9 protein-coding genes are annotated in these 15,153 nt (G+C 43.9%); 4 read left to right on the top strand and 5 right to left on the bottom strand.

Annotated elements, in window-relative coordinates; all coding sequences use genetic code 11:
• Positions 1-71: 71 nt before the first annotated feature.
• The 3 genes from AC4PGZ_RS12595 to AC4PGZ_RS12585 are packed head-to-tail and all read left to right on the top strand — an operon-like array spanning position 72 to position 8,198.
• Entirely contained in the window at positions 72-1,973 is a 1,902-nt protein-coding gene (locus AC4PGZ_RS12595) for an oxygen-binding di-iron domain-containing protein (protein ID WP_492158967.1), read from the top strand.
• Positions 1,970-4,984, top strand: a complete 3,015-nt coding sequence (locus tag AC4PGZ_RS12590; RefSeq protein WP_492158966.1) for a glycosyltransferase — start codon at positions 1,970-1,972, stop codon at positions 4,982-4,984. The genes AC4PGZ_RS12595 and AC4PGZ_RS12590 overlap by 4 nt, the downstream gene beginning before the upstream one ends.
• Entirely contained in the window at positions 4,968-8,198 is a 3,231-nt protein-coding gene (locus AC4PGZ_RS12585) for a hypothetical protein (protein WP_492158965.1), read from the top strand. The genes AC4PGZ_RS12590 and AC4PGZ_RS12585 overlap by 17 nt, the downstream gene beginning before the upstream one ends.
• Before the next feature lie 60 nt (positions 8,199-8,258).
• On the opposite strand, the gene AC4PGZ_RS12580 is transcribed toward AC4PGZ_RS12585, so the two are convergent.
• The 5 genes from AC4PGZ_RS12580 to AC4PGZ_RS12560 all read right to left on the bottom strand — a co-directional run bounded on the left by AC4PGZ_RS12580 (position 8,259) and on the right by AC4PGZ_RS12560 (position 14,251).
• Positions 8,259-9,020 (bottom strand): ZIP family metal transporter, encoded by a 762-nt coding sequence (locus AC4PGZ_RS12580; protein WP_492158963.1) that lies wholly within the window; start codon positions 9,018-9,020, stop codon positions 8,259-8,261.
• A 147-nt stretch (positions 9,021-9,167) separates the two neighbouring features.
• Complete coding sequence (locus AC4PGZ_RS12575; protein WP_492158962.1) at positions 9,168-10,811, bottom strand: M20/M25/M40 family metallo-hydrolase; 1,644 nt, start codon at positions 10,809-10,811, stop codon at positions 9,168-9,170.
• Positions 10,812-11,032: 221 nt separating this feature from the next.
• Complete coding sequence (locus AC4PGZ_RS12570; protein ID WP_492158961.1) at positions 11,033-12,508, bottom strand: alanine/glycine:cation symporter family protein; 1,476 nt, start codon at positions 12,506-12,508, stop codon at positions 11,033-11,035.
• Between the two features lie 27 nt (positions 12,509-12,535).
• A complete protein-coding gene (locus tag AC4PGZ_RS12565; RefSeq protein WP_492158960.1) occupies positions 12,536-13,297 on the bottom strand; it encodes a dimethylarginine dimethylaminohydrolase family protein in 762 nt (253 codons plus the stop codon).
• 78 nt (positions 13,298-13,375) lie between these two features.
• Positions 13,376-14,251: a dimethylarginine dimethylaminohydrolase family protein gene (locus tag AC4PGZ_RS12560; protein WP_492158958.1), complete on the bottom strand. Its 876-nt coding sequence runs from the start codon at positions 14,249-14,251 to the stop codon at positions 13,376-13,378.
• A gap of 201 nt (positions 14,252-14,452) precedes the next feature.
• On the opposite strand from AC4PGZ_RS12560, the gene AC4PGZ_RS12555 reads away from it, so the two are divergent.
• The gene (locus AC4PGZ_RS12555; RefSeq protein ID WP_492158957.1) at positions 14,453-15,097 is read left to right on the top strand and encodes a GntR family transcriptional regulator; all 645 of its coding nucleotides are present in this window, start codon (positions 14,453-14,455) and stop codon (positions 15,095-15,097) included.
• The last annotated feature ends 56 nt before the right edge of the window (positions 15,098-15,153 follow it).

The raw sequence follows: 15,153 nt of genomic DNA, 5'->3' as shown, positions 1-15,153 counted from the left end.
TAAAATTTGCTATATAATTGACAGGAAATAAACATGAAATCATACCCGTTTTTTGAAAGGAATTCAGAGCTATGGAATTGAAAAAAGATATATACTGGGTAGGAGCCGATCTTCAGTACGAAGGTCTGCAGTGCAATCCCTACCTGATAATAGATGGAGACGAAGCTGCACTTATAGATCCAGGGTCAGTGCTGGATTTTGAATATGTATTCAAGAATGTCACGGATTTAATACCTCTTGAGAAATTAAAATATGTGATCCTGCACCACGAGGATCCGGACCTTTGCTCAAGCGTTCCCCTGTTTGAGGCAAAAGGAGCTGATTTCAGGATAATAACTCACTGGAGGACTCATCTGCTTTCAAATTACTATGGCATAAAATCTGAATACTGGTTTGCAGACCAGAATGACTTCACATTCAGATTCAAGTCAGGAAGAGAGCTGAGGTTCATCCCTACGCCATATCTTCACTTTGCAGGGGCAATCGCGACCTATGATCCTCTTACAAAGGTTCTGTTCTCGAGCGACCTTTTTGGGGGAATCCTCACGCCGTGGTCACTGTTTGCAGATGAAAATTACATCGAATCGATGAAGGCATTCCACGAACACTACATGCCGTCAAATGAGATCCTGAGCTCCGTCATGAGGATATTCCTCACCATGGATATAGACATGATAGCACCACAGCACGGCTGCGTAATAAAAGATAATATAGAAAAGCACATCACCGCTCTCAAAGACCTCGACTGTGGAACATATATGCAGAGCGTAAGCGGCGACCTTGGAGAAGCAGGAAAGATCAGCCACCTGCTCAGCCTCGTGCTCCGGAGATATGCTTCTATTTTTGGAGCTTCTCAGCTTATGGAGGCTATAGCAGATCTCGACATGAAGGTAGATGAAAAGAGCTTTGAGGTTGCCGACTACAATTACAGAGGCGAAGAACTCTGGGAGCTGTTTTTTCAGATGATACTTGCTAAAAAGGGACTCCACTGGCTCATCATCATAGAGCCTCTTATCGAAAGGCTCTGCCAGGAATATTCAGTTGAAAAGCCCTCCGTGTTTCAGTCCAATCTGAAAAGCTCACAGGAGAAGATGACCCTGTGCCCTGTGACGAGGCTGTACAACAAGGAATTCTACAACAGCTATCTGGCGGATCTGAGCCATGAAAAGGGAGTAAGCTCTCTCATAATAATCTCTCTGGACAACACAGATTCCATGATACTTAAATACGGATACGACGAGCTTAACGTTATAATGAAGAACGTGGCTTATATAATAAAGAATGTGCTTGATGAAGACGGAGTGGCCTTCAGGCTCGAGGGAAGCTACTTTGCCGTATATCTCGAGGATTCAGATGAGAAAAAAGCCGTAGAGATAGCCGAAAAGCTCAGAAATTCCGTGTCAAAATCCAATGTATTCATAGACAGGACAACTATAAGCCTCGGGGTCGCATCAACCGAGGCATATGATGAGAATCATCACAAAATCGACCTCAAGAGCTTCCTTAACAACAATGCGTTCAAGAGAGTGCAGACCGCGAGGATTTCCGGCATAAACAGAGTATATTCAAGCGCTGATGTGAAGGAAGATCTCAGGACTAAATTCAGGATAGCCATGGCCGACACGGACAGGATACACATGGAGGTCCTGAAGAGGTATTTCGAAAACGAAGACTTTGAAGTCCACGTAGCCCATGACGGCGAAGAGCTCCTTGAAATAATAAATGATAAAAGGCCTGACATAGTTATATCTGAGGTGATGCTTCAGAAAAGCGACATATTCCTCGTGAGAGAAAAAGTGCTTAAAAATTCGGCCACAAAAAGCATTCCCTTCATACTTACATCTCACCTGAAGACAGAAGACACTGTCTCAAGAGCGATAAGTCTTGGGATATGCAGTTATCTTAAAAAACCTTATATCCTCAAAGAACTCTTTGGGATAGTTTATCTGACTTTAAAAGGGGATAAAATATGAATCTGAGTCTTGAAACAGTTATTCTGATTGGTATGATATTCGTCATAATCGATATCGTAGTAATCATGAAGTTATTTGCAAACCGGCTTAAAAAGCTCATAAACGACGAAAAAACCGATTCTTCAAACAATCTTTTTGCTGACTCCTTTGTCAGTGAAAATGAAGACAGTCAGACCAGAAAATCGCTTGATGACTTCTTCAGCCTTAACGACTCTCTTAGAGTAAATACCTCGACAGAGGATAAGATAATAAGTTCGGAGAAATTTATAAAGACCGAAAGAAAATACATCAGAAAACTCAATTCGATTTTCTGGATAGACAGAGTCGAAGCAAGCGTAAAGCTTGGCTCTCACAAGACAGAAACTGCGAGACTCGCACTTGAAAAAGCCCTTGAAAAAGAAAAACTTTTTCACGTCAAGATCTATATGGCAAACTCGCTCGGAGACATCAGAAACAGAGATTCACTGCCTGTCCTGGTGTCCTCTCTCATAAATTCACACAGATGGTACAGAAAAAAGGTAAACTCTATAATCGCCGATTTTGGAAAAGATTTTGATGATTATCTTGAAACCCTGCTGGGCAGAAATGAGTCTGAAATAAAGGAGCTCATAATAGACTTTTCCCTGGAATATCCGTCAGAAAACACTAAGCAATTCCTTATAAATTTTCTTAACGAAGAAGAGTATCCCCAGACCAGAGAAAAATACGCAAAGATGGACAGCCTCGTTCGCTGCTGCGGAAAATGCATACACGGCCGTACCTCGAACGCAGCCGGAAACAGACTCTGCAGATATAAGGGAGAGGTCAGTCCGTTCTACGGCTGCCGAAGATTCAAGATACTGCATGTCAGCATAAACGGACGTCTTTACAACCAGAAGCTCAAGCAGACCGCATCGGCCATAGTCTCCAGATACTATCCTGAAGAGCTTGACAATCCAAAATTCCTCGAAAACCAGGACCTTGAGATAAAAAAGAATTCAATAAGAGCGATGGCCAAGTCAAAGGACAGTAATGTCTTCTCAAGACTGATGGCGCTTCTTGAGGACGACGAGCTTGCTCAGTTCATGACCGTGCTTGTCGGAGAATATATAGATTCTCACCCCGAATACTTCTACCTGCTGCTAAGGAAATATAACTCTGAAAAAAATGAAATCCTCAGAAAAAGATATATCGAAATCCTTGCAAACAGGGTAGAATATTTCTTCATAAAAATGGACCTCTACAGGGATCAGTCAAACCGTAACCTGATAAGAGACATCGCAAACAGCCATAAAAATGCAAGGATAATAGATTTTCTCAACCACAACAGGAATCTGGATATAGAAAACGAGATCCTTTCCATAATCAAGGAACCGGTCAGTAACAACGAGCTCCTAAGGACCGACTGCTCAAGGTATCTCGACCAGAGAATACTGGCAAAGCTGGGCCTTGAAAAATACGAGGAGAAAAAGGCAGAGGTTGAATTCAAAAGAGACCCCAAAAAGCTGTGGAGCCTTGTATTCACCCTCATCCTGATACTTTCTATAGTGCCTGCTGTATACATCATCCGGCATTACAGCGACCTGTTTACTACCTCGCTGTACAGGCAGGCCAAGACATATGTCATAGATTTTAACATATATCTTGTGTATTATTCAATAGCGATAAACGCCGTATACCTGATGCTAATGCTGCTGTCTTCAAACAACATGAAGAAGCAGGCAAGGCTGTGGAACATAAAAACCAAGACCATGATGTTCAAGAAGAACATGCTGCCCTCTATATCCATAATCGCACCGGCCTATAACGAGGAAAAGACTATAGTAGAGAGCATCAACTCGCTGCTCAACCTCAAATACCCGGAGTATGAGCTGATAGTAGTAAACGACGGCTCCAGAGACAGCACCCTGGATACGGTCATACAGCGCTTCAACCTCAATAGGGTAGACTATATAATCGACAGCAAGATAAATACAAAAGAGGTCCGCGGAGTATATATGAACAGCTCCATGCCAAATCTCATAGTAGTAGACAAGAAAAACGGCGGAAAGGCCGATTCCCTGAATGTCGGGATAAACATCTCAAACAAGGAGTATTTCTGCTGCATCGACTCAGATTCTCTGCTTGAGGATGAGTCCCTGCTCAAGCTTGCATCGCTGGAGCTCGACATGGGAGTAGAGACCCCTGCCCTTGGCGGAAACATATTCGCAGCAAACGGCTGCACCATAGATCACGGAACCCTTACAAACATAGCCATACCAAAGAACTTTATTGCAAGAATACAGACAGTAGAATATATAAGGGCCTTCATGACAGGAAGGCTCGGCTGGGCGAACATAAACGGGCTTCTGATAATCTCCGGGGCATTCGGGCTCTTCAGAAAAGAGAGAGTTCAGAATGTGGGAGGCTATCTCACAAGCAGCGGCCGCTATGCCAAGGACACCGTCGGAGAGGACATGGAGCTCGTGGTCAGGATAAGGCGCCACATGGAAGAACTCAATCAGAAGTACAAAATCGCATATGCCTTCAATGCCAACTGCTGGACTGAGGTCCCGGAGGAATATGACTTCCTTAAGAAGCAACGGATAAGGTGGCATAACGGGCTCATCGATGTGCTGTTCTTCCACAAGAAGATGATCTTCAATCCTAAACACAGGATAACCGGGCTCGTGTCGATGCCCTACTTCCTTATATTCGAAGTCATCGGCCCCGTGTTTGAGATCCAGGGATATATAATGATAGTTCTCGCGCTCTTTCTCGGGCTGCTGAACACGCAGATAATGATAATGCTGTTCATAGTGACTATACTGATGGGAGTGCTCATCTCGCTTTCTTCGATACTCATTGCCGAAAACGAGACCAAATACTTCAACCTCAGAGAAATGTCCATACTGGTGCTGCTGTCAATATTTGAGAACTTTGGGCCAAGACAGCTCATAAGCCTCTGGAGGACAACCGCCTATATAAGGCTCATCGCGAAATCTGAGAGCTGGGAAAAATTAGAGAGAAAGGGATTTGCCAGAGCAAATTAACGGGACTATGAAAAAAACAGTATATATACTTTTGAACATCCTTATGATTGCAGTGATACTGGTACCTGCCTTTTTCATACTAAGGCCAGCTTACGACTGGAGCCAGCTGCAAGCCTCAGAGCTCAATGTCTGGATAATAGACAAGACCGTACCGAGACCTGACTACAGAGAGCACAAGGCGCTCACATGGGTACTCGATTACAGGAAGATAGTAAACGAAAAGACCGGAGAATACTTCGACAGCGCAAAAGACTACTATGGCTACTTCCCGCTCGAAAAAAATACCTTTGAGATAAGAGAGATCCCGAATACCGTCGAGACTCCAGACATGATATACCTTACCGATACCTACGGCGTATATCAGGATGACCTCACGACCTCCGAGGCATATGACAGTGAAAACAGAAATATCTACGGAGGGCTTGATGAAAGCGAAATCCGCATAATAGAAAAAAACCTTGGCGGAGGAAATACCATAGTAGGAGAATTCAACATCGCCTCCTCCCCTACCAATGAGGATAACAAGAAGATACTTGAGTCCATATTCTCGCTTGAATGGTCCGGATGGAGAGGAAGGCAATTTGACGACCTCAGAAAATATGTAGAAATCCCGGACGCAATAGTTGAGCAGTATGAATCCCAGGAAGGCAGAGAATGGAATTTCAGCGGACACGGGTTCGTATTCATATCAGATGAAGGGCAGATAGTCGTTCTCGAAAAAGAAAAGCATTACGAAAAAACCGGATATTCCATAAAATTCAGGGAAGAATTCAGGGAGGAGTACTCCATAGAAAACGATTCTACCTTCAAGATGTGGTTCGAAGTAATAAATCCCGAGCCCGGTACGGAAATCCTTGCAGATTACGAAGCCGATCTTACAGAAGATGGAAAAAAACTGCTCAGCGAAAACGGGATCCCAATTTCATTTCCTGCCGCAGTCCATAAGGTCAACAGGCAGTATCAATCCTACTACTTTGCCGGAGATTTTGCAGACATGCAGAGCGGCAGCGAGTTCTACAGGTATGACGGTCTTCACAGGATAAAGCAGATGACATCGAAATACTACAAAGACAAGCCGGAATATTTTTACTGGAACTGCTATGTACCTCTTATGTCAGAGATCATAGAGGACGTAAGCGCAAGAGCCGCTTCAGGCGAAATACCTTCAGAGGAAGGGCTTCCTTATCCTTCAAAAGTGGAGGGCAGCGACTTCCTTGTCAATGTAGACGGCAGCTGGGAGAAGAAATTCATAAAAGGCGTGAACCTCGGAGCCGGAAAGCCCGGAGCATTCCCGGGAGAGCTTGCCATTACAAAAGGCGAATACCTGAGATGGCTGAAATACATTTCAGAGATGGGCGCAAATACTATAAGAGTATATACCACACTTACCCCGGATTTCTATGACGCGCTGCATCTCTTCAACAAGACCAGCGACAATCCGATCTACCTGCTGCAGGGCGTATGGGTAAGAGAGGAAGACATCGATCACCTGCTTGACGCATATGCACAGGATTCAAAGATAATGAACGACTTCATAAAGGACGGCAGAGATCTGGTGGACGTGCTCCACGGAAACATTACCCTTCCTGAAAAACCAGGATTTGCGAGCGGAACCTACACAAGCGATGTCTCAGAGTATACGATAGGCTGGATCCTCGGGATAGAATGGTACCCGGACTTTGTCGAAGGAACCAACACGAACAATCCTGAAAAAAGCAGCTACAGCGGCAAGTATCTCCATACAGAGGACGCATCTCCTTTTGAAGCCTTCCTCTGCGAAGTCGGAGACAGCCTTATAGCATATGAAACCCAGAAATATGACGCTCAGAGGCCGGTGAGCTATTCAAACTGGCCTACGACAGACATGCTTGAGCACAGCAATGAGCCTTCGCTTGACGAAGACAGAGCGGTCGTGAACATAGAGCATATAAAAGCCACAGACAGCTTTGAGCCTGGAGTGTTCGCCTCATATCACATATATCCGTACTATCCTGATTTCATGAACTATCAGCGCGAATATGCGACTTTCAGGGACGAGACAGGAAAGATAAACTCATACAGGGCCTATCTCAGAGACCTCATGAGCCAGCACACCATGCCGGTTCTTGTTGCAGAGTTCGGAGTACCTGCATCAAGAGGAATGGCTCACGAGAACATCACCATGGGCTACCATCAGGGTAACCACGACGAGAGCGAGCAGGGCCGAATACTTGCTGAGATGCTCAGCGACATATATTCAGAGGGCTACATGGGAGGCCTCGTGTTCACATGGCAGGATGAATGGTTCAAGCGGACCTGGAACACCATGGATTTTGATGATCCAGACTCAAGACCTTACTGGTCCAATCCTCAGACAAACGAGCAGCAGTTCGGAATCATGGCATTTGACCCTGGCGAAGAAAAGAGTGTATCCTATGTTGACGGAGATTTCTCCGAGTGGACGGATGCCGCTCCATTAGCAGAGACTGAGGATATAAAGCTCTACAGCAGATCGGATGAAAAATATCTCTACCTCATGGCTGATGCTCCGGATTTCGATTTCGAATCAGACAAGCTTATAATACCGATAGACACCATCGAAGGACAGGGAAATGACAGGCCGCTTGATTACGACATGACTTTCAGCAGCCAGGCCGACTTCGTTATCGAAATAAACGGAAAAGAAGAATCAAGGATAAAGGTCGATGCATATTATGATTCCTTCTACTACTTCTATGGATACAGGCTTAAGATGATACCTCAGAATCCGCTTTTCACCCAGAGGAACACCGGCCTGTTCAACAGTATCAACCTGGCGCTCAACAAGGAGCTCTACCTTCCTCAGGACAGGAAAGTGCTGCCTTTCAGCTCATATGAGACCGGACTTCTGAAATTCGGAAATGCCAATCCGGAATCGAGTGATTTCAACTCAATGAGCGACTTCATATACAAAGACGGAAAGGTTGAGATGAGGATTCCATGGCAGCTCCTTAACGTCATGAACCCAGGCAGAAGAGAAATAATGGCAGATTTATACAGACACGGAATAAAGAAAATTCCAGCAGGAGAAATGAGCATAGGAGCGGCAGTCGAAGACTCCGCGTCCAGCGAAGGCTCATCATCCAGAGTCGAGATGAAGCCTTTCACATGGGAAACCTGGGATATGCCGACTTATCACGAAAGACTCAAACCATCATATTATATCCTTAAGGATGCATTCACGAAATACGAATAACCACAAAAAAACAGACTGTACTGAAGGGTTAATCCCTAAGTACAGTCTGTTTCAATTTATTCAGGCCACTTCACTTACAATGAAAGCCAGGAGAAAACCCAGGGCCGTTATAAGTGCTACAGCTCTTCCACCTTCTTCATAGGCTTCAGGCATCATTGTATCGGCAATCATAGACAAAATCCCTCCTGCAGCTATGGCGTACATAACAGCTATATTGTTGTCAGATGCCTTCCCAGAAAATATATATCCCAAAACAACAGCAAAAACTGTGACCGCAAGTGTGCAGGCCCAAACAAAGATAATATATCGGTTTGTCTTGCCTTCAGCTTTCATTCCATTGGCACCTGATATGCCTTCAGGAAAATTGCTTAGAAAGACAGCAATCATCATGCTTAACCCTAATCCCTTTCCATTAGCCAAATCAATCCCGATAGCTAAAGACTCAGGTATACCATCTAAAATTGCACCAAGAAAAATTGCGTATCCCGAACCTTTTTTCACATCAGTACTGTTGTAGCTTTTCTTTTCATGGATTACACCATGCTTTCTTTTACGAAAATGACCTCCCATATAGTCAATCAGGTAGTCACCGGATACGTATATTATCGTGCCAAGGATAAATCCTGCCGAAACGTTATATAATCCCCCCAGGCGATAGGCATTATACATAAGATCAATCGTCAGGGCTGATATAAGCACTCCTGAAGCAAAAGCCATGATAGCACCGTTGGTTTTTTGAGGTATTTTGATAAATACCCCCATCAGCGCTCCTATTATGAGAGTAGAACCGCTGATCAGTCCATAAACTATTGCTAAAGTCATTATAACTTCACCCTCCTTATAGCCTTCAATCTCGCGTACTGGATAACGACGCAAAATAAATTCCACCGTTTGAGGCATAGTATAACTTTCGGATATATTTTCTATATTATATCATATATTTCATAATATTCCATATATTTCACAAGACTATCCCAGAAGCTCCCTTATCACTCTGTCTATAAGCACAGGAGTCCTCTCGAAAAGGTCTTCCATATATACTCTTTCTGTGTACTTATGGAAATCCTTGCCCCATGGCCCGACGTTGAGGACAGGCACAGAAAGCTGTTTTATCTTGTCCAGAGGGATATAGTATACATGCTTCCACATCATCATGTTTTCCTCTATATAGTCTATGTTCTCGCTGTCAGCCTCAAACATAGCATAGCTGAGGTCCGATATTCCCGTAAAGTAATTCTGTACAAAGTATTCCTGATTCCATTCCTTCTTTGCAAAGTCAACGAGGCTCTCAACCGCTCTGTTTATTTCCGCACACTTGTCAGCTACCATCTTATTGTTGGTATTCGGATAATATGGCGGCGCCAGAGCCAGCACGACTACCGGTGAAAGATCATTTACGAACTCCAGGGTCTTCTCAATTATCCTGTATGCCCCGTCAATTATTGACAGCTCCCCTTTGTTGAAGCTGCTCTTTATCTCCTGCATGAGCACTTCCATAGCAGAGGTGAATGCTTCTCCTGAATCTCTAACGGCTTCCTTATAGAGGTCTCCGTAAAGCTTTACGTTAGGCTTCCAGGTCAGCTCATCAAGCTTCTTGCCCGACATCTCCTGATATCTGCTGTAGCTTCTGTTGACATCTGCGATAACTTCTTCAAATGCCTGTGTGCTCAGCTCATGGAGCCTGTCAAATATCTCCTTTGGCGGCTTGTCCAGAGTCAGTATGCTCATATAGCCTGCCGCAGCTATCGGAAGAGAAACGTCATATACTTCCTTTTTATCCTTCATGTAAAGCCATGTAGGAGGCGGAGTGGTCGTGTTTCCAACAGTCTCTATGAAGTCCGGGTTGAGCTCTGTCTTTCTCACTATCTCAGAAAGCAGGTTTATAGGGTTGAATCCTCTGAATACCTGTCCTACGTGCGCAAGCTTTCCTCTTACATATACGACCGGCATAAGCTTTCCTACAGATCCGTCATAGACAGTCGCTACCTGCTCGGTGTCTCTCTCATGAGGCTCAACGTTAAGCATAAGGATATAGTTGAGGTCGTGATTTTCCTTAAGCTTTTCCAGAAGTGAAACTGCACCCCTCATACCAGCAGAAAGATTCTCTTCATCAGGCAGTCCGAGAAGAAGAAGATTCCCCTTGAAATCCTCCTCCTTTGTGTACTGTTCAAGTAGAGACAGGTGAATCGCAGCCCCACCCTTCATATCGGCAACGCCTCTTCCAAACAGCCACTTTCCGCTATCCAGGTCTTTTTTTACATGCTTATCCAGGTCTATGTTTCCCTCTTTGTATTTTTCAGTGATATCGAAAGGCCTGTATGCCAGCTCCTGATTTGTACTGTAGTCATCCGTATCCACAGTGTCAGTATGATGAATCAGGATTATCGTATCTCTTCCGCTTCCCTTGAAGAGTCCCCATGGAACCTTTCTGTCCAGGTGGTCTCCCTCTATTTCGTGAAATCCACAGTTTTCCGGGTTATTCTTGAAATAATCCACCTTTTCAAACCATCTGGTGAAAAACTCCACATTATTGTTTTCCATAGAGCTTCCAGTGTGAGTTCTTGTACCCACATAATCCCTCAGATTCTCTTCTATAAGTTTTTTAAGATCCATTTCTTCCTCCTTGTTTGATGCGTCTGTCAAATTCAAATTATATCTGACTCCATTATATGCTTTTGATGTTTTTGTTGTGTTTGAACGAAGATGAATAAAAACAATTTTCTGAATTTAATTTGTTTAATTTTGAAGAGTTAAACACATTTTAAAACAGAGGCTTTGAAAATACCTTCCATATCAAACAGAAGGTATTTTCGATTCAGTTATTCAATTTTATTTCAATTCACGCTTTCTTCATATTCAGAATTACCATCACTGTCTTCATAGAATATCCTGAAATTCGGATCCACCTTGCCTATTCCCATGTATCTGGCCTTGTAGTCCTTAAGCAGCTCTATGAATTTCGGAGAAAGTATAACAAGCGCCACGACATTGGCAAATATAGGAAGCGCTGTAGAGGCATCCGAGAACAGCCATACTGCAGTTCCAGGGAACTGATAGTACACCGCGATCAATACAAGCGCAAGGCTTGGGATCGGATACAGCCATTTGTAAAGGCTAAGTATGATATCCTTCCTCTTGTTATCTCCTATGAGATATCTTACTACAACCTCCATCTGAGCATATATCCCTGATGATGTGGTTATCCCGAACAGGAATACCCCTACCGCCATTATTATCCTGGCCGGCTTGCCCATGCCTACTTCAAAGGCTGAGAGCGTAAGCGTTGCTCCGTCAAGACCCGAAGTCCACTGTCCGGTAACTATTATTACAAGCGCAGTCATCGTACATACAATGATTGTATCTACAAAAACCTCGAAAACTCCAAGTATCCCCTGCTTAACTGGATGATCCACCTTCGCCGAAGCATGTATCATCGGAGCAGATCCCCAGCCGGCCTCGTTGCTGAATACAGATCTCGCCATACCCATCTTTATAGCCTGGGAGAATGCCGCTCCTGCAAATCCGCCTGCTGCAGCCGTTCCGGTAAATGCGTTCCCAAATATCAGCGCAAATGCATGAGGAAGCTGATCAGCGTGTTTAAGTATAATGAAGAGTCCTCCGCCCAAATAGAAAAGGATCATGAATGGAACAAGCTTTGCAGCTGTCTTTCCAAGAGAAGGGACTCCACCGGCAATAAGAAGGTAAAGCAATATGGTATATACAACACCTACTGTTATAAGGCTTATGTCAAACGTATTTCCTATAGCCTCAGAAACTGTGTATATCTGGATATTTATGAAAAAACCTACCATGAATCCGAAGGCGAAGATTGCGCTCAGGATCTTGAATATTTTCTTCATCCCTTTCTGCTTGCCAATACCTTTCTGCATGTAGTAGTTAGGCCCACCATATGCAGAGCCGTCTTTGTTTCTCGATCTGTAATGCACTGCCAGAGTTATCTCAGCCATCTTAATAATCTGTCCCAGAAGCCCGGCAACCCACATCCAGAATATCGCACCCGGACCTCCAACTGCTATTGCCGTAGCGACTCCGCCTATATTTCCGACACCGATGGTAGTCCCAAGCGCTATGCTCATCGCTTCCAGAGGCGAGATTACGCCATCGCTTCCGTCATCCGTATTTTTTTCAAACAATTTTTTCCAGGCATTCTTCAGCGAATATCCCAGATATCTGAACTGAAAAAATCCCGATCTTACCGTAAACAGAACCCCTGCAGTCAGTACAACTGCTACAAGAGGCACACCCCAAAGATAATCCCATACAAGTATTTCAAGAAATTCTATAAACATTGGATTTCCTCCTCACAGGCACAATTTCTAAAATCTAAGAGACAGACAGCTCAGTCCTCCGTCAAGTTTTTTGTATTCTGATGTATCTACTTCTATCACCTTGTATCCCAGTTCCTCTACCGATTTCTTAACCTTTGGATAACCCATCGGCACAAGCACATGGTCATTCATCCAGATGCAGTTTGCCGCATATCCTTCATCCTCCGGGATTATTACCTTGTTGAAATCTTTAAAGTATGGGCTTTCTATGAATTCTCCTGCTATTAGAAGATTGTTGTTTTCAAGATAAGCCAGGCCAGTCTTAAGATGAAGCATCTCATTAAGCGGCACTGCCGTTCCATCAAGATCATATTTTCTAAGGAAATCGATGAACTGTCTTGCTCCCTCTTCATTAGTTCTTGCAGAGATACCCACATAGAAATGATCTCCCACCATCATAACATCTCCACCGTCAACTGTTCCAGGGAATTTTATTTCCTCTATGTTGTCATAGAACTTCTTTACCGCTTCATGGATCGAAACCTGCTCCCCGTTTCTTGAAGGCGCCCCCGGATTGCAGATGATTGCACAGTTTCTTGTAAGCACTGCAGTGTCTTCAACAAAGCATGAATCCGGATACTCCTCGAGTGATTCCACATATGTTACATTTACCCCAGTCTTCTTAAGTGCCTCCACGTAGGCATCATGCTGCCTGAGCGCATTTTCATGATCCACTGGCCCATAAGTTCCTGGCCCGATTCCATTCACCATTGATTTTCCCGGTCTTCTTACTATTACATTCTTAAACATGACAGTTCCTCCTGTTTTTATATGATTTGTATTATTTACTTTGTTATTTTATATAGTCCTGATATTCCTGATATCTCTCTACAGTCTTGTTACCGGCAGGGTAAGGCATGTAGGTCCGCCCGTTCCCTTGAACGAGATGTCGTGGCCTTCGTACTCATATACCTTTGCTCCGGCTTTTTCGAGCTTTTCTCTTGTTTTAGGATTTCCGGCAGGCATAACGCATACTCTTGGTGCAAGCGCCAGCACGTTGGATCCAAGGTTCGCATACTCTACGTCGTCCACCTCTATAAGCTCTATTCCTCTTTCAGTAAGCAGGTCCCTGAATGACACAGGCATGAGCTTTGAATATACTACAGCCAGATCATGGTCCACCATGCTTATCACAGACATGAGATGCAGACATTCATCCGGTCCATCCCCGTGAGGAAGCTCCACCACTATGAATTCATCCACTACGTCCTTTGTCAGCTCTCTGAACTGCCTGATTCCTTCATAGTTGGTCCTGTAACCTCTGCCGACAGCCACAGTCTTTTCATCCAGCCAGACCACATCTCCGCCTTCCATGGTTCCTTCGCCGCTTATCTCTCCCAGGATAGGAACCCCTATGCCCTCAAGAAACTTCCTTGTGGCTCCTGTCTCTCCTCTTCTCAGTTCTTTGCCCACGGTAAACATTATCGCGCCCTTGGATGTGATCTTGCATGTATCATGTGCATATGTAGAATCAAGCCCGGTGTTATCATCCTTTGGAAGGTAATGGACATTCTCCACATGCTCCTGGATTATTTCTTCGAATCTGCTGTACTCCTTGAGGCTCTTTTCATAATCAGGACAGGAAACATAATTAAACGGCTTCCATTTCTGATCCAGATTCTCCTGGCTTATAAACGCTTCCTCCGGATGCTTGATTATAATAGTGTCTATCTTTCCCACCATCGACTGACAACCATATCTCATTTCTTTTCCTCCTTGTAATTTTATATAAGTTGATATAAACTATATTTGTATATTGTATACAATATACGTCGTTTTCACTATATTAGCACGATTATTCTGAATATTCAATACCTTTTTTTAAAAAAATTAATGCTTTTTTTATTTCTGTATTTAGTATACAATATTGTTAATATAATAATAATTTAAGGGACGGTGAACAGGATGAACTATATGAGCCTGAAGGATCATGTATATGAATATATTTCAGAAAGTATAAAGGATGGCAGTCTGAGGCCTGGAGACAAGATAAACGAGCAGCACCTTTCAGATAAGCTTAATGTAAGCAGGACCCCTGTAAGAGAGGCCCTTATACAGCTTGCGGCAGAGGGACTTCTGGATGCAGAGCCGCGACGAGGCTTCAGGGTAAAGCCCCTTATCCTCGAAGAGGCAAAGGACCTGTATCAGCTCATAGGACATCTGGATGCCATGGCAGCCACACTGGCTCTTGCTGATATAACCAAAACAGATCTGGATCAGATGAGAAAGCTTCAGTCCGAGATGAAGGATGCCATCGAAGCTCAGGATTTTGAAAGATACTACAGGCTCCAGATAGAGTTTCACAATGTATATCTTAGAAAATGCAGCAACAAACAGCTCATCATAATGCTGGAGCAGCTGAAGCTGAGGTTCATAAAAAGAGGCTACTCTGACAGTGACAGCGACAGGCTGAACGAGATATTCAACGAGACAAATGCCCAGCATACTAAAATAATAGAGCTTTTCGAATACAGGGACGCCAGAGCGCTGGAAACTTTCCTCAAGGAAACGCACTGGAGCATGGATTATGCAGTTTTAGACGTGCTTTAAAAAGAATACGGACACAAAAAAGCACCCGACAGGCCGGATCAGTATAACTGAAATGG

It is taken from the genome of Proteocatella sp. QWL-06 (genome assembly GCF_058684135.1).
This window is presented reverse-complemented; position numbering and strand designations above follow the sequence as displayed.

Coding starts and splice junctions, on each gene's coding strand:
- AC4PGZ_RS12595 (WP_492158967.1), top strand. CDS start 72: ATGGAATTGAAAAAAGATATATACTGGGTAGGAGCCGATCTTCAGTAC.
- AC4PGZ_RS12590 (WP_492158966.1), top strand. CDS start 1,970: ATGAATCTGAGTCTTGAAACAGTTATTCTGATTGGTATGATATTCGTC.
- AC4PGZ_RS12580 (WP_492158963.1), bottom strand. CDS start 9,020: ATGACTTTAGCAATAGTTTATGGACTGATCAGCGGTTCTACTCTCATA.
- AC4PGZ_RS12575 (WP_492158962.1), bottom strand. CDS start 10,811: ATGGATCTTAAAAAACTTATAGAAGAGAATCTGAGGGATTATGTGGGT.
- AC4PGZ_RS12570 (WP_492158961.1), bottom strand. CDS start 12,508: ATGTTTATAGAATTTCTTGAAATACTTGTATGGGATTATCTTTGGGGT.
- AC4PGZ_RS12565 (WP_492158960.1), bottom strand. CDS start 13,297: ATGTTTAAGAATGTAATAGTAAGAAGACCGGGAAAATCAATGGTGAAT.
- AC4PGZ_RS12560 (WP_492158958.1), bottom strand. CDS start 14,251: ATGAGATATGGTTGTCAGTCGATGGTGGGAAAGATAGACACTATTATA.
- AC4PGZ_RS12555 (WP_492158957.1), top strand. CDS start 14,453: ATGAACTATATGAGCCTGAAGGATCATGTATATGAATATATTTCAGAA.